Origin of the sequence: Chryseobacterium sp. 22458 (assembly GCF_052044975.1) — a bacterium.
Taxonomy (GTDB): Bacteria; Bacteroidota; Bacteroidia; order Flavobacteriales; family Weeksellaceae; genus Chryseobacterium.
Window position 1 is genome coordinate 118,728 of sequence record NZ_JBQEOA010000004.1, and the last position, 21,729, is coordinate 140,456.

Consider the following 21,729-nt stretch of genomic DNA (forward strand, 5'->3'; position numbering starts at 1 on the left):
TACTGTTTCGGGTATTACTCTCTGTAATCCTTTCATCAATGATGAAGTAAAATTATCCGTATTTAAGACTGAAATTTGGGAGACTTGGTGGAATAAGGTTTTCACTTGGTGGATAATAAGATTAAAAGTAGTCTGTTCAGATGATCAGTGGTTTGAAGAGGTAAAAAACAAAAAAGCTGCCTTTGGAGCAGCCTTCTTAAATCTGTTAAAGGATTTCGTATCTTGTTTTGATACTGTATTTCAGTTTGATATTTTCAATATTGTCAAAAGAATAATCTACCGAAGCGTCTGCCGCTTCAATCTGTACATTAGCCATTCTGCCTTTGTAAGCTACAGGAAGCACCATATCGCTGGTGTAATCTTCTATTTCTACAATTTCAATAGCATTTCCGGTCTTTTTCCCCATGCTCTCTAACAGATAATCTGCTTTTTCCTTAGCTGCTTTTAAAGCATTTATTTTTACCGTTTTTCTGAAATCTGCAATTTTGGTGTTCCTTACCTCAGCAATGTTCAGGCTGCTTACCCATTTCTGATTCAGATCTTCAAAGATCTTACCGATATTGGCTTTTGCACTGGCTTTAAACTGATAATTCTTAGTGAATTTTGTCGTTTTGGAATAGATGTTCTGGTACATGGATTTGAATTTGATGTCCTCATTTTTCACTCCGGCATTCTTCAGTGTTTCAAATAATTTCTTTTCATTGTCAGCCAGATCATTTTTGTTATCTGCTTTTATTCCGATGCTGAATATGATTTCATCCGGTTCAATTTCCATTTCTGCCACTCCTGTTACTTCAATGGCATTTTTCTTTACTTCCTGAGCATTTATAAAGCTCCCTAATGTTAAAATTCCGATTAATAAAAAATGTTTCAATTTCATAATTTCCTGTTTTTAAATTTTAAATTCTGATGTAAAATTACCAGGATCTGAAGCTGGAAACGGGGAGACTTGGTGAAACAGAGCTTTCACTTGGTGAGTTGTAGAACTTATCTTTGAAATGAAGACAGATAGTCTTGCTATTTGTAATATTGATTAAAAATTGGAAAATTTTATAACGCTAAGACCGCAAAGAATAAGGAAAAAGATGATGGATATTTCCGTTCGCAAGGGCATTCTATTCAGCTAAGTAATTTAATACCTCTGATTATCGGGATTCATTGCTGAGTGTAACGCCTTTGCGAACATATATTATTCATATTTATAAAAAATCTTTGTGAGCGTTGCGTTATAATGATTGGGAAGCTCCTTACCTGAAAAATTGGAAAATTTTATAACGCTAAGACCGCAAAGAAATAGGAAAAAGATGATGGATATTTCCGTTCGCAAGGGCATTCTATTCAGCTAAGTAATTTAATACCTCTGATTAGTATCGGGATTCATTGCTGAGTGTAACGCCTTTGCGAACATATATTATTCATATTTATAAAAAATCTTTGTGAACGTTGCGTTATAATGATTGAGAAGCTCCTTACCTGAAAAATTGAAAATTTTATAACGCTAAGACCGTAAAGAATAAGGAAAAAGATGATGGATATTTCCGTTCTCAAGGGCATTCTATTCAGCTAAGTATTTAATACTGCTGATTAGTATCGGGACTTATTGCTGAGTGTTAACGCCTTTACGAACATATATTATTCATATTTATAAAAAATCTTTGTGAGCGTTGCGTTAAAATCATTTACAAGCATATTCAGCTAAATACTTTTATACAGCTTATTAGTATCAGACTCGTTGCTGAGTGTAACGCCTTTGCGAACATATATTATTCATATTTATAAAAAATCTTTGTGAGCGTTGCGTTAAAATCATTTACAAGCAAGCATATATAAATCCACACATTTAAAAAGCTTTTGTATTTAAACAATAATTTTAATAAGCACTTCAAAATCTAATTTTTCCAACTTGGTGAAATATGGCTTTCACTTGGTAAAGAATAGAAGACGATCAATAAAGTTTTACTTACTTTGCATTAAACATCTGAAATCTGTGAAATCAGTTTTTAAAATATTACTTATTATGATATTGGCATCAGGGAATTCCCTCGTTGCACAGGATACTACACGGGTTTCTAAAGTTCTGAATTCCGCTGCAAAACTGAAAAAAGCAGTTGATAAAAATGATAATAAAGGCGTTGCAGATACCTATGTGGGGATGGCCAATGATTATTACAACCAGGGAAACTATGCCAAAAGCGAAGAATATCTCATCAAAGCAAAAAATATCTATCAGAACCTGAATGATAAAAAAAATCTTGAAATTACGATCAGAAAACTGGCACAATCTCAGGAGAAACAAAATAAAATAACCCCAGCAATCAGCAATTACAGCATGGCTGCTCAGATGGGATACAGTGAAAAAAGTAAGGCTGTGAATGCCAATGATGTTGCAAGACTTTCTTCTCCTTCGCCCGAACTGCGGGCCGAAGCTATTCAGAATAATATCAGCCTGAGCAAGAAAGAGAATGAGCAGGCAGATCTGGCAGAAAGCTATAGTCAGCTTGCAGAAGTCAATATACAGCAAAAGGATGTTTCCAGAGCGGAAGAAAACCTTAATAATGCTTATAAAATCTCAAAAAGAGAAGCGCCACAGCAGGCATTGGCCATCAATCAGAAGTTGGCTGATCTTTATGTGGAAAATAAAAACTTTGATAAAGCAATTGAAGCCAAAAAGAAAGTGCTGAAAGAAGATTTTGTGAAAGAAAATTCACAGGAAAAGGTGAATCAGATCCAGGAACTGGCAGATATCTATATCAAAAAAAATGATCCTGAAGAAGCAGTCAGCCTTTTAAAAAATGCTTATGGAATTGCTTTGACTAAAGGGCATACCATGGAAGCACAGAAAAGTGTGAAAAAGCTGGACAGTCTCTATGCGATCTCCGGGAATACGGATGCTTCAGTAGCGCTGTACAGAGACTTTCTGGGAAAACTTCCGGATCTCGTATCTAAAGACAGAAGCTTGGTAGACAATAAAATACTGGAAGATACCGAACAGCGGATTTCCCAGCTTGAAAAAGAAAAAGAGCTCAAAGATGAGCTAATCCGTAAAAAAAATGTCTTTAATTACAGTTTGATTGCAGCTTTAATCCTTCTGACGGGACTGATCTTTATAATTTTCAGAACCCTGAAAAAAGTTCAGACCAAAAACAAAAAAATTGCTCTTCAGTCACTTCGGAGAGAAATGAACCCGCATTTTATCTTTAACAGCTTAAATAGTGTCAACCATTTTATTTCCACAAATAATGAACTGGAAGCCAATCAGTATCTGACAAAATTCTCCAAGCTGATGCGTGGAGTCATGGAAAACTCAACCGAAGATTTTATCCCTTTCCAACAAGAGCTTGATCTGCTTCAGAATTATCTTGCCCTGGAAAAAACTCGTTTTGCTGATAAGTTTGATTATGAAATTGAGGTTGATGAAAATCTGAATCTGCAAAGCCAGCAGGTTCCCGGCATGCTTATACAGCCTTTTCTGGAGAATGCGATCTGGCATGGCCTCCGCTACAGAACTGAAAAAGGGTTTTTAAAGCTGGGCTTTGAAAAAAATGACCAATACCTTACGATCACCATTGAAGACAACGGGATAGGAATTGAAGAAAGCAAAAAGCAGAAAACCCAACATCAAAAAACAAGAGAGGGACGGGGAATGAAAAATACGCTTGAAAGAGTTCAGTTATTGAATGACCTGTATAAAAAGGATATTACCTGCTCCGTAAAGGATAAGGAAAATAATGGAGGCGTTTTGGTGACCATCAGGATCAATCTTGCTTAAAATAAAGTCAAATGAAAAGAAATATATTACTGCTGACACTGATTATCTCTTTATGCTCAGGAATTCTGTACGCACAGGAATTTGACAGTATAAGACTGAATGAAATCCTGAAAACTTTAAACCTGGACAAGACAAAGATCAAAGAAGAGCTTTGCATAGAGAAAAAAATGCCTAATGCAGAAGATTCCTATATTGCTGTTATTCCGGTTGTCATAATGCAGGATGAAGAGAATTATATGTTTACCGTCCGGAATTATATTGTAATTACAGACCATAAAGGAACCGTAAAGAATCAGTATTTTGATCCCGCAGAACTGACCTCCGATGCGGTAATGCTAAGAAGCATGAGTATTGATACAGGATTATACAATATCAGTAACAATATCCGTGCATTTGGGGTAAAAACAGACTTTGTTGGCAGCAGCAGACCCAATCCTTATGCCTCAGGAACAATTTCGTTGTATTATCCCGAAGGAAAATCCCTTAAAAAAGTCCTTGACCAGTATGAACTGGACTCAACACACGGAGAATGGGATACCCGTTGTAATGGTGAGTTTAAGGACGATCACTCCTACATCATGATAGATCGTTCCAAAACCAATAATTTCACAGATCTTAAAATTAAAACCATTTCGGTAAAAACTATCAATAAAGAAGTTAAAGGCGAATGTAACAATACAGAAACCTCAAAAACATTCTATAGAACATTAAAATTCAAAAACGGGAAGTACCGGTAATTCTGTTGGGTTTCAATTTTTATTCTCAATGTTATTTCGGAATATCTTTTGCTTAAAGCATAGAGCTGTTCCATGAATAGGTTTTAGATTGTATGAATGGGTAAATATTCCTAATTTGCATCGTGCAGTCTATTATCTGCAACCTAACACCTGACCGAATGAAAATAAAAGCCGTAATTGTAGACGATGAAATCATAGCAAGAGAAGTTCTGAGAAGCTATCTCACCAAATATTGCCCACAGGTGGAAATTCTTGGCGAAGCTGAAAATATCAGAGAAGCAGTTCCTTTAATTACTGAAAAGCAGCCGCAACTGGTATTTCTGGATGTAGAAATGCCCTTTGGAAATGCTTTTGATGTGTTGGAGGCCACTAAAGATCAGGCATACGAAACCATTTTCATTACGGCATTTTCCCAGTATTCACTACAGGCGTTAAACAAATCGGCAAGCTATTATATCTTAAAACCTATTGATATTCAGGAACTGATTCTGGCTGTCAATAAAGTAGCTGAAAGTCTGGAGAAAAAAGAAGAGCTCAACCGGAATAAAATTTTACTGGAAAACCTGAAGCTGAAACCGGAAAAACAGCAATTGATATTACCTACTTTACAAGGCTTTGATGTGGTAAAAACAGAAGATATTGTCAGGCTGCAGGCAGACGGAAATTTCACCCAGGTTTACCTTACCGACGGCTCAAAGAAGATGGTGTGCAGATTTTTAAAACATTTTGACGATCTTTTGGAAAGTCCCTTTGTAAGAGTACACCGTTCCCATATCATCAATACAGGTTTTGTGAAATCCTATCATAAAAGCGGAACTGTAATGCTGTCTGATGATACGGAAATTGAGGTCTCAGGAAGCTTTAAAGATAATTTTCTGAAAGTTTTTTCATAGAATTTATTGTTCTTTAACAGCCTGTAGGCATTATTTTTGACGTTTTCATGAGAACCACACAAAAAAATATCTCTATGAAAACCCTTCATAAAATCATACTTCCCATATCGTTGGGTGCATTAGGACTGATTATTTTTAACTCGTGCTCCGTAAGAATTCCCAAAGGTGCTACGGCAGTAAAGAATTTTGATGCTAAAAAATATCTCGGAAGATGGTACGAAATTGCCCGTTTTGATTATCGTTTTGAGAAAAATATGGATAATGTCACCGCAGAATATACAGAAAATCCGGATGGAACCATCCAAGTGAAGAACAAAGGCTATGATTACATAAAAAAAGTCTGGAATGAATCTATAGGAGAAGCCCAATTTGTAAAAGACCCTACCGAAGCCCGGCTGAAAGTATCATTTTTCAAGCCCATCTGGGCAGGCTATAACGTGATTGATATTGATGAAGACTATCAGTATGCCCTGGTTGCAGGAAGCAGTTTAAAATATCTGTGGATCCTGTCACGTACTACCGGCATCCCGGAGAGCATCCGACAGCGTTTCCTGGCAAAAGCAAAAAATATCGGTTATGATACCAATGAGCTGATCTGGGTAAAACATAATCAATAAATAAAAAAGAAGTTAAGAAGAATGGCTGTTAATAAATAATTGACACATTGTTCTTAACTTCTTTGTATTTTACGCTTTATCCTGCAATATATTCCTTCCACTCCTCAAAACGATAATCAATGACCTGTTTCATGAGATCGTAGTTCTCGTAAGTATCTTCAATGTGGTAAAAGGTTTCATACTCATAATCATTTTCTTCTGCCTTGGTATCAAAAAGATTAACGTAGTCGTCTGCAAATGAGCTGTATCTGTTCCCGAATTCAGTATCGTCAGCATAATAGTCTTTCGCAAAACTATTTCCAAGATCATTCAGATCATATTCGGAAAACTTTCCGTCACAGCAGTCCATCACAAATTCTGCTCCGGTTATTTCTCTTCTTTTCAGCCGTTCAATTTCCTCTGCACCATCTTCTTTCAGTTCATCAGAGATCAGATCATGGTTTACACACCAGTTCAGGAACATTCCGGTATGGGTTGCTCCGTTCTTCTGAGGAAGCCCTTCCGGGAAATCACCGCCATAATGCCATGAAGCATCATCATATTTAGACATAATTTTTCTAGTAGTTTTAAATAAATTCTGTCAAAAATAGAAAAAATCAATTTATATTGCCGGGCACGGGGAATTTTCCGTCATTTGTATCAGAATTTTTTTTCGAAAACAAAACATGGATAAAGCTGTTCTGATTACCATTGGTGATGAAATCCTTTCAGGAAACACGGTAGATACCAATTCTAACTTTATTGCCTCCGAGCTTAAAAATATCGGGATAAAAGTTGTACAGATTTTCACAATCTCAGACGAAATTGAAACCATTAAAAATACATTGAATACCGCTTTTGAGCTGGGAGATCTTGTCCTCACTACCGGTGGGCTGGGACCTACCCGTGACGATAAGACCAAAAAAGCACTGGCAGAATTCTTCAATGATGAAATTGCCCTGGATGAGGTTACCTTCAATCATCTCAAAGGATATATGGAAAGAAGAGGGCGTGCAGATATTCTGGAAAGAAATAAAGAACAGGCTTTCGTTCCTACAAAATCCATTGTTTTCCAAAATCATTACGGAACAGCACCCTGCATGATGATGGAACTGAACGGAAAGCTGAGTTACAGCCTCCCTGGAGTTCCGTATGAAGTGAAACCGCTGATCAAAGATCAGATCATTCCTTATTTACAGGAAAAATTTAACCTGAATTATATTCATACAAGAATCGTTTCCGTAGTCGGAATTCCTGAAAGTATTCTTGCTGATATTATCGAAGACTGGGAGCTGGCACTTCCTGAAAATATAGCATTGTCCTATCTTCCGGTGGGTACCCGGGTAAAGCTTAGGCTGACAGCATCAGGAGATAACGAAAATGAACTGAAACAACAGACCGAAGAAGAAATTCAGAAGCTGCTTCCGGTACTTGGAGATCACGTGATTGCCGTTTCTGAAGATAAGATTGAGACCATTCTGGCTGAAATACTTACCGAAAGAAAACTGACCATTTCCACCGCAGAAAGCTGCACCGGAGGTGAACTGGCAAAAATGATCACATCAGTTTCCGGAAGTTCGAAGTATTTTCTGGGCGGGATGGTAGCTTATGCCACAGAAAAGAAAATTAATATTCTGAATGTTTCCAAAGAAACCGTAGATCAGTTCACCGTAGTCAGTGAGCAGGTTGCTCAGGAAATGGCAAAAGGATGTCAGCAATTGTTTGATACCGATATTTCTCTTTCTACTACCGGAGTTGCCGGCCCCGGAAAGGGAGAGGACGGAAAAGAAGTAGGAACCGTTTTCTACACTATAAGAATCGGTGACCAGGAAGTAACGTCCAGATTATATATGCCGCATCTGGAACGAATTGATTTTATGAATTTTGTTTCTCAGAAGGTGATTCAGGATCTGGTAGGAGTTCTTGTAAATGGCTAGAAATCCGATATTATTTTCATCCTTGCCATTTTCATACCTGCAGTTATTCTCAGGTTTGAACCTTGCTGAACTATAAATTCTTATCATACTCTGAGGTATTTGTTTAAATTTATTTTACAAAAAAGTAACAAATAATAAATAAATCATACATATTGTATAAATTGTTATCATAATGAAAAAATTAACGCTTTCTTTGTTTCTAATAGCAGGGATCTGCACTCAAAATACAATGAGCGCACAGGCTAAAGCTGTTAAAACAGCAGTAAACAACACAGACAAAGGTCTGGACATTAGCTTGATGGACACTTCTGTACGTCCACAGGATGATTTTTATAACTATGTGAGTGGAACATGGATGAAAACAGCTAAAATTCCATCCGATAAGCCTACCTGGGGAAGTTTCAACAAGCTTGGAGAAGACACGGATAACAATTCCATGACGATTCTGAACTCTCTTTTGAAAGATAAATTTGCAGAAGGCAGCGAAGGAAAAAAAATCCAGGATCTGTATGCTTCGTATATGAATATGCAGAAGAGAAATGCTGACGGAATCAAGCCGATCCAGGAGAATCTTAATAAAATTGATGCCATCAAAAATATGGCAGATCTTCAGACTTACCTTGCTTCCGTAACAAAAGAAGGTGAAAATAGCTTCTACGGATGGGGAGTATATGCTGACCTGAAAGATTCCAATATGAATGCGGTTTACTTAGGAGAAGCAGCCCTTGGTTTAGGAAGAGATTACTATCAGAAAGTAAATGATAAAAATACGGAAGCTATTGCTGAATATCAGAAATATGTAGCTTCTATGCTAAAAGAATTAGGATACCAAAATGCAGATGCAGCAGCAAAAGGTATTGTTGACTACGAAAAAAGCATTGCAAAAACCTATCTTACAAACGAGCAAAGCCGTGATAACACGCTTCAGTATAACCCTCAGACAATGGCTGAGCTTTCAACTTTGGTAAAAGGAGTAGATCTTCCTTCTTACCTTAAAAAAGTGGGAGTAAATACAGACCGTGTAATCATTGGAGAATTAGGTTATTATAAAAACTTTGATCAGCTGGTGAATGCCAAGAACCTTCCGGTAATCAAAGATTATCTGAAATTCCATATGATCAACGGAAGTGCTTCTTACCTGAGTGAAAAACTGGGTGATATGAAGTTTAACTTCTTCGCTAAATACCTGAGAGGTCAGCAGGAGCAGAGAGCATTGAACAAGAGAGGTTTTGAGCTGATCAACAGAAACCTGGGAGAAGCTTTCGGTAAATTATATGTTGAAAAATACTTCCCTGCAGAAGCGAAAGCTCAGATGGTAGAGCTGATCGATTACCTAAAGAAAAGTTTCGCCGTTCATATCAATAACCTGACATGGATGTCTTCTACAACAAAGGAGAAAGCAATGAAGAAACTGAATAAGTTTACAGTAAAAGTAGCGTATCCTGACAAATGGAAAGATTACTCTAAATTGGTCATTACTCCTGAAGCAAAAGGAGGAACATTATATTCCAACCTTCAGAGCATTGGTGAATGGCAGTACAATAAAGATTTAGCGAAAATCGGTAAACCGGTAGATAAAACAGAATGGGGAATGACTCCGCAGACTGTAAACGCTTACTACAATCCTGTATATAACGAAATCGTATTCCCTGCAGCAATTCTTCAGCCGCCGTTCTTCAACCCACAGGCTGATGCTGCCGTAAACTTTGGTGGAATCGGTGCAGTAATCGGTCACGAAATGAGCCACGGATTTGATGATTCCGGAGCTCAGTTTGACGCAGAAGGTAACCTTGTTGACTGGTGGACTCCGGAAGATAAAGCCAACTTCGAAAAAGCAACAAAAGCTCTTGCCGCTCAATATGACAAATATGAGCCTGTAAAAGGAACTTTCGTAAACGGAACCTTTACAAACGGTGAAAATATTGCAGACTTAGGAGGAGTAAACATTGCATACGATGCGCTTCAGATGTATTTAAAAGATAAAGGAAACCCTGGAAAGATCAGCGGATTCACTCAGGATCAGAGATTCTTCTTAAGCTGGGCAACCGTTTGGAGAACTTTATCCAGTGAAAAATACATGATCAATCAGGTGAAAACAGATCCGCACTCTCCTGGATATTTCAGAAGTTTCGGTCCGTTGATCAATGTTGATGCCTTCTACAAAGCATTCGATGTGAAAAAAGGAGACAAATTATACAAAGCTCCGGAAGACAGAATCAAAATCTGGTAATAATACAGCCGCTCAGAAATGGGCGGTTTTTGTTTTTTAGGTAGCAGATATCAGGGATTGTGGGATAATGATAATAGATAGCAGATATAAGATAACAGATGACAGCCGGTTTGCTCACGACCGGTAAGGAAGTACGATTATTCCCTCTGGAGGGGTGTCAAATCTCAGATTTGATGGGGTGGTCAACAGTGAAGTAATATCAATAGAAGCGGGCTTTAGCCCGCTTACTCTATAGACCAATCTCCATCTGGCTTTAGCCAAAACCTAAAATCATTTTTTTCCCACATCAATTATCACTAAAGTTCGTATATTTGATAAGTTTGTGTAAAATCAAAAATTATCTTTAATGAAAAAGCTAAATATTGGAATACTTGCCCTTGCGGGGATTGTATTTCTCAATTCGTGTGGTGCGGCAAAGACTGCAGGGACAGAGAAAAAAACTGAGGCTACGGCAGCTGTTGCAGAGCCGGTGAAAGAAGACGTGAAAGAGGAGGGAATCAATTTATCTTATATGGATACAAGTGTCCGTCCACAGGATGACTTTTTTAGCTATGTGAACGGAAATTGGGTAAAAACTACCCAGATTCCTTCTGATAAAGCCAATTGGGGATCTTTCAATGCATTGAGAGAAAATGTAGATGATGCTTCATTGGATATTTTGAATAAAATTCTTACCGAAAACTACCCGGCGGGATCAGAAGGGCAGAAGATCCAGAATCTTTATGCCTCTTTTATGGATACTGCTAAAAGAAATGCAGAAGGTTTGGCGCCTATCAAGGCTGATCTCGCAAAAGTAGATGCCATTAAAAGTCTTAATGATCTGCAGAAATATCTTCTGGAAGCAACAAGAATGGGAGATAACTCTTTCTATGGCTGGAGAGTGGGCGCAGATATGAAGAATTCTAAAATGAATGCTGTTTATCTGGGCGGTCCTGATCTTGGGTTGGGAAGAGACTATTATCAGAAGGTAAATGAGGCCAATACAAAAACTTTGGCAGAATATCAGACCTATGTAGGGAAGCTGTTCGGAGTTTTGGGCTATAAAAACACAGCTCAGGCTGCACAGAACGTTGTGGATTTTGAAAAACAGATGGCCAATTATCTGTTGACCCTTGAGCAAAACAGAGATGCCAATCTTAGATATAATCCTAAAAATGTATCCGAGTTATCCGGAATCGTTAAAAATGTTGACCTTGTAAAGTATTTAAAAGATGCAGGGGTAAATACAGATAGAGTGATCATTGGGGAAATGAAATATTACCAGAATATGGATCAGTTTATCACGCAGAAAAACCTCCCTTTATTAAAAGATTATCTGAAGTACCATATCATTAATGGTAATGCCAGTAACCTGGATGATAATCTTGAGCAGATCAGATTTGATTTCTATGCTAAATATTTACAGGGCCAGAAAGAACAGCGTCCTATGAACAAAAGAGGGCTTACTCTTGTGAATGGTGTTCTGGGAGAGGCTTTCGGGAAGCTGTATGTAGATAAATATTTTACTCCTGAAGCCAAACAGCAGATGGAAACCTATATCGATTACCTTCTAAGATCTTTCAAAACCCATATTGCCAATATAGACTGGATGTCTCCTGATACCAAAGTGAAAGCTCAGGAAAAATTATCCAAATTTACAGTGAAAATTGCTTATCCTGATAAGTGGAAAGACTATACCCAATTGAAAGTAGAATCTCCGAAACAGGGAGCTACATTATATTCAAACCTTCAGAATGTGGCAGCTTGGCAGTATCAGAGAAGTTTAGATAAAGTAGGAAAACCTGTTGACAAAACAGAATGGGGAATGTCTCCACAAACTGTTAATGCGTACTACAGCGGATCAAATAACGAAATCGTATTCCCGGCCGCAATTCTTCAGCCGCCTTTCTACAATCCTAAAGCAGATGCAGCAGTGAACTTCGGAGGAATCGGTGCCGTTATCGGTCACGAAATTTCTCACGGATTTGATGACAGCGGTTCCCGTTTTGATGGGGACGGAAACCTTAATAACTGGTGGACAGACGCTGACCGTAAGAACTTTGATGCAAAAGTAGGACAGCTTGCTGCTCAGTACAGTGCTTATGAACCGGTAAAAGGAAGTTTCGTAAACGGTAAATTTACAAGTGGTGAAAATATCGGTGACCTAGGTGGGGTAGCAGTGGCTTACGATGCCCTTCAGATATATCTTAAAGATAAAGGAAATCCGGGTAAGATCAGCGGATTTACTCAGGATCAGAGATTCTTTATGAGCTGGGCAACCGTTTGGAGAACAAAAGCTACGGATCAGTATATGATTAATCAGGTGAAAACAGATCCGCACTCTCCGGGAATGTTCAGAGCATTTGGCCCATTGGTGAATCAGGACTCATTCATCAAAGCATTTGATATCAAACCTGGAGACAAATTGTATAAAGCGCCTCAGGACAGAATAAAAATTTGGTAGTTTTACCAAAAGATTGTTAGAAAAAAGGATCCGCCTCATATTGATTTGAGACGGATTCTTTTTTTAATAGGCTTTCTTATAATTACGGATGACAAACTTGATTCCGGTTTCTAAAATATCACCCATGGTCTTACAGTATTTGAAGTTGACATCATAGGTGAGTTTCTGCAGAGCAGTCTTCAGTTCTGTAACATTGGTTTCCGGAGCTATATCTTCCTTTTTCATAATAGAAATAAGTTCGTCAAATCTGTTTTTGCTGCTGGTCACTCTTTTTACAATCTGTGACCGTACCTCTTTCCGGTATTGTTCTATAGAATTGGGCTTCAGCTTTTCCAGTACCATATTCACCATCAGGTTGTTTTCTTTAAAATACTGAGGAAGATAGACCTTCAGATTACCTTCATAACTCTGCTGGTCAAAATCTATCGGCCGGATCCTGTAGATAACCTGGTCAAAATCGTGTATAGGAATCACCACATAATTATAAGACCTCATATCCCCAAGAAGCCCGATGAGACAACGCTCATTGAATTTTACAAACTCCTTGGAAATCTGTGCTTTTTCCAGCTCTGTGCAGTTGTGCAAATGTTTCTTTATAAAAACATCTCCGGGAATTCCCAGAATATGTTCTTCTATTAAAGTGTTTTTGTATATGAGAAAATTAATACGGTTGGGAGAAAGCAGGTCTTCAAGTTCCAGCCCGTATATGCGGGAAGCGTCTGCCTGTTTTATATAAAAATTAGTATAGTTGTCGTTCAAAATATTTCTCACCCGGATCCGGAAAGGTTTAGAGTTTCCGAAAGTACAGAAATCGATTGTATCTACTTTCAGGTAAGGCAAAGTTGCTTCATCACCGTCAGAATGAAGCAACGTATAGATTTTATTTAAATTAGCCTCTATTTCTTTAAACTCATATTCAGGATATAACACCCCTAACCATAAAGTATCCTTGCCATCCTTATCCAGAATATTCACACTGTCACTGAATCTCAACAAATCTTCATACAGAAATTTAATCTTGGTCGTTCTGTTATGCTTTTCCAGATACTGTCCTAATGCTTCCGAAACGGGAAATATAGGCTTTCTAAACGCTATTTTTACATCTTTCATGACACGGTTCGCTTTGCTTAAATATAAAGAATATTTTTTGTAACATCTGAAGAATTGTAGCTTCAGCATTCGTCAGCACTTTCTATAATTCCGGGGCAGATAAAAAATAATTTAATTTTTTTGATTGATTTTATTTATTTTTCATAGCTTAGTGAGATCGTAAGATTTTGATTTTATGTTAAATAAGTATGGGTGAATTTAAATAAGTCAAGAAAAATCTTGTCAAAATTTTGTATGTTACAGTTTTTTTTTAAATTTAAACATTGGATTGGTAGTTTATTGGATTAGTCTGTAAATTACTCAAAAAACAGATCCAAAATAAAATAGTAAATCTCAAAATAATAATAATATGGCAATGTTTAATTATGGTGTTGGCGGAAACGAGGTAAAAGTAGACGCTAATGAAGCTATTCAGGAAATCCAGGAAAATAAATCACTGATAGTAAGCCAGCTTACAACAGAAGAATCTTATACCCCTGAAATTGTAACAGGATTAAAAACTGTGGAAGATGTTTTCAAACATTTCCAGCCTTCTGTATCGGTACAGCATGAAACAGAAGATGGTGGAATGGTAGAAGAAGAATTCCGTTTTCAAAATCTTGGTGACTTTACTCCTAAAAGCCTTACTCAGAAATCAGATTATCTGCAGCAGCTGAGCATGGAGCAGGAGCAGTACAATAAAATTGTACGTCAGCTGAAAACTAATAAAATTCTACGCAATATGCTGGAGAACGATCAGACAAGAGCTGCGTTCATAGAAGTATTGAAAGAAGTGGCACAAGAACTTGAAAAATAATTAAAGACTTACATTAAATCATGGATAGCAAATTACAGGCGCAGGAAAGCCAGCAGCAGGGACAACAGCAACACTCAGGGCAGCCGAAAGGCAACCCGCTTGCGGAGCTCAATAAAATGGGAGGTTTTGGCTTTGTTGAATCCGTTGTAGACGGTATCGCCAATATGAACCCTACAAGAAAAGCAAGAAAGGAAATTTTCCTTAATGACGGCAATAAATCAGAAGAAAGAAAAGAGCTTCTTCAGAAGATCAACCTTTGGGTAAGCCTTTTGGAAGGTAATGAATCTGCTGATAAAATGGCTGATACGTGCAAAAATAAAGCACAACAGGCTGATCAGAATCTAAAAACAAACTTAAAAAATACACTGGACGCCGTTCGTATGTTGGAAACCAACTACAGAACCGTAGCCCAATTCTACAAAAATACAGAACTGGATAAAGTGGATAACGTAAGCATCGTAAATGCAAGCCTTGATCAGGTTTCTGATCTTGATAATCCTTTATTCATTGATGCTATTTCCGAAGAATTTAAAAACTACTATGACCGTCTTGACCTTAGAGACAACTACTCAATTCTGGCCATTCCAGGATATTTAGGATCCAATAAGGTAATCGAGAAATGGGCAAAAATCTGTAACGAGAATAAAGTAATGATGGTTACAGACTTCGCCAACCTGGATAAACCGGATGACGTAGTAGACCTATTCCACTCTGCAAACCTTACCGGAGGTGAGCTTCACAGAAGTAACGTGATTATGACGTGTAACTGGCTCGTAGGCCGTGGAAAAGCTGAAGAAGTAGGTGAAGAAGAGAATGTAGAGCTTCCGCCTTCCACTTCATTGGCAGGAAAAATTCATAAAACACTGATGTCGCAGGTGGCAGCAGGTAAAAAACACGGTAACATCAACGAGGTAGACGCTGTAAAATTCGAATTGAAGAAAAGTGAAATCTCTCAGTTGGAAAAAATGGGTCTTGTACCAATGGTGAACGAATATGGTAAAATTATGGCTTTCTCTGCGAAAACATTATTTACAGGAGACAACATCGGTCTGCAGACGTATTCGGTAGTTCGTGTATTCGACTATGTTACTAAAGTATTACTTGATTTCCTTAACAGAAGAGCCTTCGAAAACTGGAATGCTAAAAACGAAGACGATTTGAGAAGACAGATTGTAACCTTCCTGGACAATATCAAAGGTCCGGACAAACTGATCGAGAAATTCAAGATCGTTCGTTTCGAGCAGGATAGAGTAAACAAAGACAGAGTATGGCTTGATATCCGTATGACTCCTTATTTCCCTACAAAAAGTTTCGTTATCAAACTTGACGGACACAAAGGGGATGACGGGAACGAATGGGATGCAGAATACGCACAGGAATAAAAATCCTTATTTTAAATATCAAAAACCGATGCAATTTTTACATCGGTTTTTTTCTACCAATATCTATAAAATTGAATATGAATAAAAAACAGATCATAGGGCTCACAGCTTTATGCGTGGTATTTCTGGTAAGTTGCGAAAAAAAATACCAGAGTCCCGGAACCTATGAAAATGATCTTTTTGCAGACGAACGTCAGGAAGGAAAAGCTTACATCATGAATGAAGATGAATGCTTTCAGGGCAGTGAACTTGTACTGGCAAGCTCAGGCGTGAAGCTGGCAGACAGTTCAAAAGGCCGTGGAAAATCATTCTTCCTTTATAAAGTGAGCTCCGGAAAAGTATTAAAAACTGTGAGAGATTCAGCAGTAGAAATGCCGATGATGTTTTTATCTCAATACAAATTAAAGATAAAGAATACGGATTCCATGTACGTTTATCTGAAAAAGCTTGAAGGATACCGTTTTATAGCCAAAGACAGGAACCTTAAATACCAGTGGTTAAAAGCTGCTCCGGTATACAATGTAAAGAAAAAATAAAATAAACCTATCTTTGCAGCACTGAAAATAATGTTCAGGATGAAGAGAAGATTATCTCTTCAATGATTTAAAACAAGATTGGTTTTTGGAAAAAAATAGAACAGCCTTAGAATTTCTTCATGTAGGAAACCGGCTTTTGGAATGGTACAGGAATAATGCAAGAGATCTGCCTTTCAGACAAACAAAAGATCCGTATAAAATCTGGATTTGCGAAATTGTATTTCAGCAGACGAGGATTAGCCAGGGGCTCAATCATTATAATAACTTTATAGAAAGGTTTCCGGATGTAAAAACTTTGGCAGAGGCCGAAGAGAATGAGGTTTTGCTGTATTGGAAAGGGCTAGGCTATTATTCCAGGGCAATCAATATTCATAAAGCTGCCCGGCAGATTATGGATGACTATCAGGGGATATTTCCCAGCCAATACGAAGAAATTCTAAAACTTAAAGGAGTAGGGAAGTATACTGCTGCTGCGGTTTCCAGTATCTGCTTCAATGGAAAAATGCCTGCTGTTGATGGTAATTTTTACCGGGTACTGAGCCGTCTTTTTGCTGATGATTTCGATATTTCAAACTCAAAAGCTTTTACCTATTTCTCTGAGCTGGCTGCACTGGTAATGCCTGAAAATGTTGGAGATTTCAACCAGGCGATGATGGATATCGGGTCCGAAATCTGTAAACCTAAAAATCCACTTTGCGGAGAATGCCCTGTAAATGAAGATTGTCTGGCTTTTGCAACTCAAAAAATTTCTGATTACCCTGTGAAAACAAAAAAGGTAAAAGCAGAAGATCTTGCTATGACCTATTACTTTGTTCACAGAAACGGGCAGTTCTTGATTCGCCAGAGAGGAGAAGATTTCATATGGAAGAAACTGTTTGAATTCCCGACAGTGATTCCCTCAGAGATGGAGGGCTTTATCGTTGGTTCAAAAATAATTGCCCATAAGCTGACGCACAAGAATTTAAGCATTGAAATTTTTAACGTTGAGGTAACTTCAGAAAAGATCTGGAACGATTTTATCACTGAAAATCAATACCTGACTACGGATGTGGAAGCTTCCCACGAAAAATCCTTTCCTAAGCCTCTGGAAAATTACATTCAAAACTCTCTGAAAGACTGAAATTTGTCTTCCGAAATCTGAAATCTAATTTGTACTTTTGCAAAATGATAAAAAAAGTCATTTTTATTTTTGTATCACTGGTTTTAATTTCATGTGGAAAAGACTCCGTTCCGAAACCTTTTGGCGAACTGCGTCTGGAATATCCGGCCCCGAAATACCAAAAGTTTGAAAACAATTGTGCCTATACCTTTGAATACTCGGATTTTGCTTCGATTGATCCAGCCAAGAAACCCTGCTGGTTTTATCTGAATTATCCTAAAATGAAGGCCAAAGTTTTCGTCACATATTACCCGATACAGAATGACTTTGCAGATCATATCAAGGAATCTGAAAAAATGGTATATGAGCATACCATCAAAGCCAGTTCTATAGATACAAAATCCTTTGCATACCCTGAAAAGAAGGTGTATGGAAATTTCTATGAGCTGAAAGGACAGACTGCTTCCAATCTTCAATTTTACATTACAGACAGCACAAAACATTTCGTGACTGCCTATCTATACTTTAATACGAGACCGAAACCGGACTCTCTTGCTCCCGCAGTAAACTATATCAAAAACGATATGAAACATCTGCTGGACTCTTTTGAGTGGAAAAAATAATTTACTTTTAATATACATTGAAAAATATATGAAACTTTTAGTTGTAGGAAGTGTTGCATTTGATGCAATTGAAACACCATTTGGTAAAACGGACAAAATTTTAGGAGGTGCAGCCACTTATATCGGGATCACTTCATCTATTTTAGGCGTTAAATCCGGTATTGTTTCTGTAGTAGGAGGAGACTTTCCACAGGAACACCTTGATATGTTTACCGACAGAGATATAAACATCGAAGGAATTGAAATCGTAAAAGAAGGAAAAACATTCTTCTGGGCTGGCAGATACCACAATGATCTGAATACAAGAGATACTTTAGCTACAGAAGTAAACGTATTGGAAAATTTTGATCCTAAAATCCCGGATTCAATGCAGGATGCCGAAATCCTATTACTTGGAAACCTACACCCTGGTGTTCAGCTATCCGTATTGGAAAAAATGAACAACCGCCCTAAGCTTGTGATTCTTGATACCATGAATTTCTGGATGGACAGCGCTTTGGATATTCTGATGGATATGATTGCAAAGACAGACGTGATTACCATTAATGATGAAGAAGCAAGACAGCTTTCAGGAGAGTACTCTTTAGTGAAGGCTGCCAAAAAGATCCACACTATGGGACCTGAATACGTGATCATCAAAAAAGGAGAGCACGGAGCGCTTCTTTTCCATGACAATAAAGTATTTGCTATTCCGGCACTTCCGCTGGAAGATGTTTTCGATCCTACAGGAGCCGGAGATACTTTTGCAGGAGGTTTTGCAGCTTATCTTGCTAAAAAAGGGAAATTTGATTTCGATACGATGAAGTCTGCCCTGATCGTTGGATCTGCAATGGCTTCATTTACTGTAGAGAAATTCGGGACAGAAAGAATAGAAGAAGTAAACGAAGCAGATATGTTCAGCAGATTGAGACAATTTAAAGAATTGACGACATTTGATGTTGAGCTGCAGTAAATAAGTCTTTTTAAGAAATATTTATAATAAAAAATTGAGTGAAATTCGTTAAGAATTCTAAATTTGCAACTTGTTAAAATAGTAAAATGACAAATAAACTAAAAATCACTTTTCTTCTTGGGATTTTCATGATGATGTTCTCTTCAAATATGATGAAGGCCCAGCTAAAACAAGGAGATTTGGTGGATGGTATTGCTGCTGTTATCGGGAATGAAATCGTGTTGGAGTCAGATGTAATCGAGCAGATGAATTATGGGAAGCAGCAGGGAGCTGCCAATACAGACAAATGTGAGTTCCTTGAAAACCTGATCAGCAATAAGCTTCTTGTATACGAAGCAAAAAAAGATACACTGATCGAAAACCGTTCTGCAGCGATCAAAGAACAGGCTAATGCAAAATACCGTCAGTTGCTTTCTCAATTTCCGGATGAAAAAACATTGCTGGCCGCTTATAAATTCAGAAATGCCTACGAAATGAAGAATGCTATCGAGAAAATCGATACAGATCAGTATTACGGGCAGGCAAAATATCAGAGAATTACTGAAAAAGCTGACGTAACCCCAAATGAGGTAACGGATTTCTACAATATGTATAAAATGCAGCTGCCTCAGGTAAAAGACGAGGTTACTCTTGCTCAGATTATGATCTATCCTACATTGACGGAAGCTCATAAGCAGGAACTGATCAGCAGACTGAAAAAAATCAAACAGGATATTCTTGCAGGAGAAAGTTTTGAAAGCCAGGCAAGAATTTATTCAGAAGATGAAGGATCTGCTGCCAATGGAGGTTTATATAAGAACATCAACAAAGGACAGATGGTGAAGCCATTTGAAGCTGCTGCATTAAACCTTCAGGAAAATGAAATTTCTGATCCTGTTGAATCAGAGTTCGGATTTCATATTATTCAGTTACTGAAAAGATCAGGTAAAGTATATGATGCAAGACACATCCTTTTACAGGCAAAACCTACCGATGATGAAATTAAGACTGCTAAAGCAAAATTAGACAGTATCAGAGGGCTTGTTATGGATGGAAAAATGACATTTAAAGATGCTGCTTTCAAATTCTCAGATGATAAAAGAACCAAATTCAACGGCGGAATTATTCCGGGAGCTGATGGTTCAGACAAAATTGAGAGAGAAAGTATTCCAGGTACAATCAGCTACGAATTGGCAGGTTTAAATAAAGGAGATATTACCACAGCTTTTGAAGATGAAGAAAACAAAAGAAAACTGGTGAAGATCCTTAAGCTGGAAGATGAAATTGCTGCTCACCAGATCACTCTGGAAACAGACTTCAGCAGAATCAAACAGATGGCGCTGAATAAAAAGAAAAGTGAAATGGTTGAAAAGTTTGTCAACTCTAAACTACCAAGTACTTTCATCTCTATAGACGGACGCTATGATAGCTGTAGCTTTAAGTCTAACTGGAAGAAAGAATCCATCAAAAAATAATAAAAAGAACCTTCAGAATTTCTGGAGGTTTTTTTATGCATAAAAGAAAATGTTATTTGCTTTAATGAATTTTCGGAAAATATCACAAACTTTCCAGCGTTGATTTTCCCGCTTTTTCAAACTGAATTTTTCTGCATATTTTCCCCATAAAACCTTTGTTTTTAGTATTTTTACGCATGAGCAATTTTATAGATTTCAATTCGGCAAAAAAAATTCATGATATGCAGGGTAACCAAAATAGAATTTCACAGCTTTTCAATATCAAATATCCCATTATACAGGCAGGAATGATCTGGCATTCAGGATGGAGACTGGCTTCGGCAGTGTCCAATTGTGGCGGACTGGGCCTGATTGGTGCAGGAAGCATGTATCCCGATATTTTACGGGAAAATATTCAGAAATGTAAGCAGGCAACGGATAAACCTTTTGGAGTTAATGTGCCGATGCTGTATCCTAATCTTGAAGAAATCATTCAGATCATTCTTGAAGAAGAGGTGAAAATTGTGTTTACCTCAGCAGGTAACCCGAAAACATATACAGAGACTCTTCAGAAAGAAGGGATCAAAGTTGCCCATGTGGTCTCTTCTACGAAATTTGCGGTAAAATGTGAAGATGCAGGAGTAGATGCCGTAGTAGCCGAAGGTTTTGAAGCCGGAGGTCACAACGGAAGAGATGAAACAACAACGCTTTGTCTTATTCCGAATGTAAGAAAACATATTTCTAAACCACTGATCGCAGCTGGGGGAATTGCTTTGGGATCACAGATGAAAGCAGCTATGATCTTAGGAGCAGACGGTGTACAGATCGGTTCGCGTTTTGCTGCGACTACTGAGGCCAGTGCCCATGAAAACTGGAAAAAGAAAATCACAGAACTTCAGGAAGGAGATACACATCTTACCTTAAAAGAATTGGCTCCTGTGAGAATGGTGAAAAATAAATTCTTCAGCGAACTGGAAGATATCTACCAGAACGGAAGAAATAAAGAAGCTCTGATTGCTTCGTTGGGAAGAGCAAGAGCAAAAAAGGGAATGTTTGAAGGAGATATGGAAGACGGTGAGCTGGAAATAGGACAGGTGTCTGCCCTGATTGATGATATACTTCCGGTAGAAGTAGTTTTTAATCAACTGTTAAAAGAATTTGAAGAAGTAAAAATGCCAACATTTTAAATCGTT

Annotated in this window: 18 protein-coding genes; 15 read left to right on the top strand and 3 right to left on the bottom strand. The window is 37.7% G+C overall.

Features of this window, described 5'->3' with window-relative positions; all coding sequences use genetic code 11:
* Nucleotides 1-205: 205 nt before the first annotated feature.
* A complete protein-coding gene (locus tag ACTJJF_RS14885; protein ID WP_440700140.1) occupies nucleotides 206-880 on the bottom strand; it encodes an SIMPL domain-containing protein in 675 nt (224 codons plus the stop codon).
* Between the two features lie 1,137 nt (nucleotides 881-2,017).
* Here ACTJJF_RS14885 and ACTJJF_RS14890 point away from each other — a divergent pair.
* The 4 genes from ACTJJF_RS14890 (at nucleotide 2,018) to ACTJJF_RS14905 (ending at nucleotide 6,016) form a co-directional block, all read left to right on the top strand.
* Complete coding sequence (locus ACTJJF_RS14890) at nucleotides 2,018-3,769, top strand: histidine kinase (protein WP_440700141.1); 1,752 nt, start codon at nucleotides 2,018-2,020, stop codon at nucleotides 3,767-3,769.
* Nucleotides 3,770-3,780: 11 nt separating this feature from the next.
* Entirely contained in the window at nucleotides 3,781-4,506 is a 726-nt protein-coding gene (locus ACTJJF_RS14895) for a hypothetical protein (protein WP_440700142.1), read from the top strand.
* A 158-nt stretch (nucleotides 4,507-4,664) separates the two neighbouring features.
* Nucleotides 4,665-5,399, top strand: a complete 735-nt coding sequence (locus ACTJJF_RS14900) for a LytR/AlgR family response regulator transcription factor (protein WP_440700143.1) — start codon at nucleotides 4,665-4,667, stop codon at nucleotides 5,397-5,399.
* A gap of 74 nt (nucleotides 5,400-5,473) precedes the next feature.
* Nucleotides 5,474-6,016, top strand: a complete 543-nt coding sequence (locus ACTJJF_RS14905) for a lipocalin family protein (RefSeq protein WP_312298044.1) — start codon at nucleotides 5,474-5,476, stop codon at nucleotides 6,014-6,016.
* Nucleotides 6,017-6,092: 76 nt separating this feature from the next.
* Here ACTJJF_RS14905 and ACTJJF_RS14910 read toward each other — a convergent pair whose 3' ends face one another.
* On the bottom strand, nucleotides 6,093-6,566 hold the full coding sequence (locus tag ACTJJF_RS14910) for a DUF7832 domain-containing protein (protein WP_440700144.1): 474 nt from the start codon (nucleotides 6,564-6,566) through the stop codon (nucleotides 6,093-6,095).
* 115 nt (nucleotides 6,567-6,681) lie between these two features.
* Here ACTJJF_RS14910 and ACTJJF_RS14915 point away from each other — a divergent pair, with 115 nt between their 5' ends.
* The 3 genes from ACTJJF_RS14915 to ACTJJF_RS14925 all read left to right on the top strand — a co-directional run bounded on the left by ACTJJF_RS14915 (nucleotide 6,682) and on the right by ACTJJF_RS14925 (nucleotide 12,605).
* Nucleotides 6,682-7,932 carry a CinA family nicotinamide mononucleotide deamidase-related protein gene (locus ACTJJF_RS14915; protein WP_440700145.1) on the top strand — a complete coding sequence of 417 codons (1,251 nt, stop codon included), beginning with the start codon at nucleotides 6,682-6,684 and terminating at the stop codon, nucleotides 7,930-7,932.
* 172 nt (nucleotides 7,933-8,104) lie between these two features.
* Nucleotides 8,105-10,162, top strand: a complete 2,058-nt coding sequence (locus ACTJJF_RS14920; protein ID WP_440700146.1) for a M13 family metallopeptidase — start codon at nucleotides 8,105-8,107, stop codon at nucleotides 10,160-10,162.
* Between the two features lie 346 nt (nucleotides 10,163-10,508).
* Complete coding sequence (locus tag ACTJJF_RS14925; protein ID WP_440700147.1) at nucleotides 10,509-12,605, top strand: M13 family metallopeptidase; 2,097 nt, start codon at nucleotides 10,509-10,511, stop codon at nucleotides 12,603-12,605.
* Between the two features lie 63 nt (nucleotides 12,606-12,668).
* Here the strand turns inward: ACTJJF_RS14925 and ACTJJF_RS14930 are convergent, their stop codons facing one another.
* Nucleotides 12,669-13,715: a hypothetical protein gene (locus ACTJJF_RS14930; RefSeq protein WP_440700464.1), complete on the bottom strand. Its 1,047-nt coding sequence runs from the start codon at nucleotides 13,713-13,715 to the stop codon at nucleotides 12,669-12,671.
* Nucleotides 13,716-14,064: 349 nt separating this feature from the next.
* On the opposite strand from ACTJJF_RS14930, the gene ACTJJF_RS14935 reads away from it, so the two are divergent.
* The 8 genes from ACTJJF_RS14935 to ACTJJF_RS14970 all read left to right on the top strand — a co-directional run bounded on the left by ACTJJF_RS14935 (nucleotide 14,065) and on the right by ACTJJF_RS14970 (nucleotide 21,723).
* Entirely contained in the window at nucleotides 14,065-14,511 is a 447-nt protein-coding gene (locus ACTJJF_RS14935; protein ID WP_312298036.1) for a type VI secretion system contractile sheath small subunit, read from the top strand.
* Nucleotides 14,512-14,531: 20 nt separating this feature from the next.
* Complete coding sequence (locus tag ACTJJF_RS14940; RefSeq protein WP_312298034.1) at nucleotides 14,532-15,893, top strand: DUF5458 family protein; 1,362 nt, start codon at nucleotides 14,532-14,534, stop codon at nucleotides 15,891-15,893.
* Nucleotides 15,894-15,970: 77 nt separating this feature from the next.
* Nucleotides 15,971-16,429, top strand: coding sequence for a hypothetical protein (locus ACTJJF_RS14945; protein ID WP_440700148.1), 459 nt, complete (start codon nucleotides 15,971-15,973; stop codon nucleotides 16,427-16,429).
* Nucleotides 16,430-16,514: 85 nt separating this feature from the next.
* Nucleotides 16,515-17,549, top strand: a complete 1,035-nt coding sequence (gene mutY / locus ACTJJF_RS14950; protein ID WP_440700149.1) for an A/G-specific adenine glycosylase — start codon at nucleotides 16,515-16,517, stop codon at nucleotides 17,547-17,549.
* 44 nt (nucleotides 17,550-17,593) lie between these two features.
* Nucleotides 17,594-18,151, top strand: a complete 558-nt coding sequence (gene gldD, locus ACTJJF_RS14955; RefSeq protein ID WP_440700150.1) for a gliding motility lipoprotein GldD — start codon at nucleotides 17,594-17,596, stop codon at nucleotides 18,149-18,151.
* A 28-nt stretch (nucleotides 18,152-18,179) separates the two neighbouring features.
* Nucleotides 18,180-19,103: a PfkB family carbohydrate kinase gene (locus tag ACTJJF_RS14960; RefSeq protein WP_312298027.1), complete on the top strand. Its 924-nt coding sequence runs from the start codon at nucleotides 18,180-18,182 to the stop codon at nucleotides 19,101-19,103.
* Between the two features lie 86 nt (nucleotides 19,104-19,189).
* Nucleotides 19,190-20,557, top strand: coding sequence for a peptidylprolyl isomerase (locus tag ACTJJF_RS14965; RefSeq protein ID WP_312298025.1), 1,368 nt, complete (start codon nucleotides 19,190-19,192; stop codon nucleotides 20,555-20,557).
* A gap of 221 nt (nucleotides 20,558-20,778) precedes the next feature.
* Nucleotides 20,779-21,723 (top strand): NAD(P)H-dependent flavin oxidoreductase, encoded by a 945-nt coding sequence (locus ACTJJF_RS14970; protein WP_312298024.1) that lies wholly within the window; start codon nucleotides 20,779-20,781, stop codon nucleotides 21,721-21,723.
* Nucleotides 21,724-21,729 lie beyond the last annotated feature (6 nt).